The sequence below is a fragment of the Haemophilus sp. HMSC068C11 genome (assembly GCF_001815355.1).
Taxonomy (GTDB): Bacteria; Pseudomonadota; Gammaproteobacteria; order Enterobacterales; family Pasteurellaceae; genus Haemophilus_D.
The window spans coordinates 1-2358 of record NZ_KV820369.1 but is presented as its reverse complement, the minus strand read 5'-3'; the positions used below and the strand labels follow the sequence as shown (position 1 = coordinate 2358).

Below are 2358 nucleotides of genomic sequence, written 5' to 3'. Positions count from 1 at the left end.
CTTCTTGAGCAGCTTGTGCTTCACGTTGTTTCGCTACAGCTTCTTCACCTAATTTATTTGCAATTGCATTCCCAGCAGCACTCGCTGTTTGAACAAACCCTTTTGTTGCCTCGACTTGTACATTAAGCTCTTTTTGTAAGGCATTCTTATCAAAACGATTTTCTAATTTACCACTTTGACTTTCTGCATTATCAGTATTGATATCTGTTTTAATTGCTGCAAGGGTCTCATTGATGGATTTCCCTGTACGTGCTTGTTGTGCGTTTTCATTGCGGATTTCAATATTTTGAGTATTGATACCGCTTTTTATTGTGCTAGATTGGCTATCGGAACCTTTACTATACACCAATGCTGGCTTTAGGTTTAATAGTAATATTCGTATTTTCTGCAAAGGCGAAGTGAATGGCCATCGCCGTTTAGGTGTGTTACTTGCCCGTGATATTTCCGTAGAAAAAGCATTGGAAAAAGTAGAACGTGCTTACGCGAAGTTGGATGTGAAATTATAAAATTTACTTAACATAAGCATCTTTGAAAATACAAAAAGCGCGGTTAATTTTTGAGAGGTTTTAAAACTCTTTGAAAATTGACCGCACTTTTATATCAGTGGTTTAAAATTATATGCCTTTCAAATAACTTGCAAGCTTCTAGAAAGCTGAAAGCTAAGATCTTGATATTTTTGACATACTTTTTGAAATATCTCTCTTATTTCCTCCTAGATATTAAAAAATGTATAGGTAAAATAATAAAATGCAGTTTTAGGGACATCATAAAAGCTTTCTCAATTAATAAATCATAATGGATATTTTTTATCCCCACATCCATTTGACCATACAACAATGCAATAAAAAATAAAATAACGGCTCCAAAGAAAGATAGTAAAGTTAAAATAATATTCTTCATTACTTACTCCCCTCTTTCTCATTACTACTATCGCTATATATTTTTTTCATCTCATCTGAGGCTATAGAACTACCCACTACATTAAAGAATATTCTAGGTACTCCATCAAATTTAGAATATTTACCTAAAGTAAACTCTGACAACAATCCATAACCAGCCCCTGTTGCGGAACCTATCATTTCAGTTTTTATCTGTTTATCAGTTGCTCCAACTTTATTTACCTCATACATTAAATCAACAGCTGGGCTTACAAAAAATTGCTCTACAGGTCCCAATTTAGACATTACCGGTGCTTTTAAAATATCCTTGCCAGTACTATAAACATCATTTAAAAGTTCTTCTTTATTTTTATACTGCCCATCATAAGTCTTATAAGATATCTTGCCAGCATTATATCCTCCTGTCACTACCATTTCTGCAGCAACAGGATTTCTAGCTGAAAGTACTGCTGTCTCTTGTAAATATCCAGCAGCCTTAGGAATAACTCTAACAGCAGCGACGCCACCTCCTGCGGCTAACGCACCAATCGCAAAAGATTGAGCTTGTTTACCGACATAACTATCCCAAAATTTAATTTCATCTGATAGATATTTTGTTAACGCAGAGTCATTTCTTTTGATTTCTTTAGAAAAATCCCAGTTATATAAATCAGATACAGGAACATTCCACGATCTTGCGATTTTATGTAATTCAACAGCTAAATAATTCTTTTGCGCCTCCGTTAATTGGCTAGGATCTTTTTGGTTTAGGCGAATTAAAAAATTAATGTAAGAATCTTTTTTCAATAATTCTCCGCCTCTATTTTTTTCTTTCTGTTTTAACTCTTTTGCTTTTTCAAACTTTTCTGAAATATTGAAAAGTTCTTCATCTTCATTTTTAGAAAGAAGATTATTCTCCACCGCATTCTTAGCCGTAGTTAGTCCTACACCAATTCCTTGACTACTATTTGCTGCCGCTCCACCCACTAAAGCACCGGCGGCTTGACTAACAGAAGATACGACCTCTTTCTCCCCTCGATTAAGTTGGTTCGGCTTTTTACCATAAAGCTCTTTTGCAATTACATCAGCCATCACCTCACCCGCTAAAGCACCACCAGCTCCCGCTGCTGCATTTTGATTTGCGGAGTAAGCTTCCACCGCGCCCCAAACTGCATGGGCAACCTTATTAGCCATAGGGCTACCCTCAGTGGCTAGCTTAATTTGATGATTTATTTCTGGCGAAATTGCGGAGGTAGCAATACCCGCTGCTGGCAAACCACCCAATGCTGCAGAAATAGCATTCATGGCACCATCAATTTTTCGCTTATATTCTCCTCCAGTTTGCCACTTGTCCGCTTCATTATTAGCCGTTATCAGATTTTGATTTGCGGTATTTAATGCGGTTTCATTTTCTTTGCTTGGATTAGCTTTATACGCACGGTCAGCAACTTCTTGAGCAGCTTGTGCTTCACGTTGTTTC

Annotated in this window: 3 protein-coding genes and 1 pseudogene; 1 reads left to right on the top strand and 3 read right to left on the bottom strand. The window is 36.7% G+C overall.

Annotated features, from left to right (window positions below; translation table 11 throughout):
- The coding region (locus HMPREF3020_RS06560; protein WP_373897082.1) for a hypothetical protein at positions 1-346 on the bottom strand (346 nt) is incomplete at its 3' end.
- A 19-nt stretch (positions 347-365) separates the two neighbouring features.
- Between HMPREF3020_RS06560 and purT the strand changes: the two are divergent.
- Positions 366-506 (top strand): annotated as a pseudogene (gene purT / locus HMPREF3020_RS06555) (phosphoribosylglycinamide formyltransferase 2); the annotation flags it as partial.
- Between the two features lie 196 nt (positions 507-702).
- On the opposite strand, the gene HMPREF3020_RS06550 reads toward purT, so the two are convergent.
- Positions 703-900 (bottom strand): hypothetical protein, encoded by a 198-nt coding sequence (locus tag HMPREF3020_RS06550; RefSeq protein WP_049384009.1) that lies wholly within the window; start codon positions 898-900, stop codon positions 703-705.
- Positions 900-2358: VENN motif pre-toxin domain-containing protein (locus tag HMPREF3020_RS06545; protein WP_180363116.1), on the bottom strand; the 1459-nt coding region annotated here is incomplete at its 5' end. The genes HMPREF3020_RS06550 and HMPREF3020_RS06545, both read right to left, overlap by 1 nt.

Bases quoted from the DNA above. Each gene is read 5' to 3' on its own strand.
- HMPREF3020_RS06550 (WP_049384009.1), bottom strand. From the start codon at position 900: ATGAAGAATATTATTTTAACTTTACTATCTTTCTTTGGAGCCGTTATT.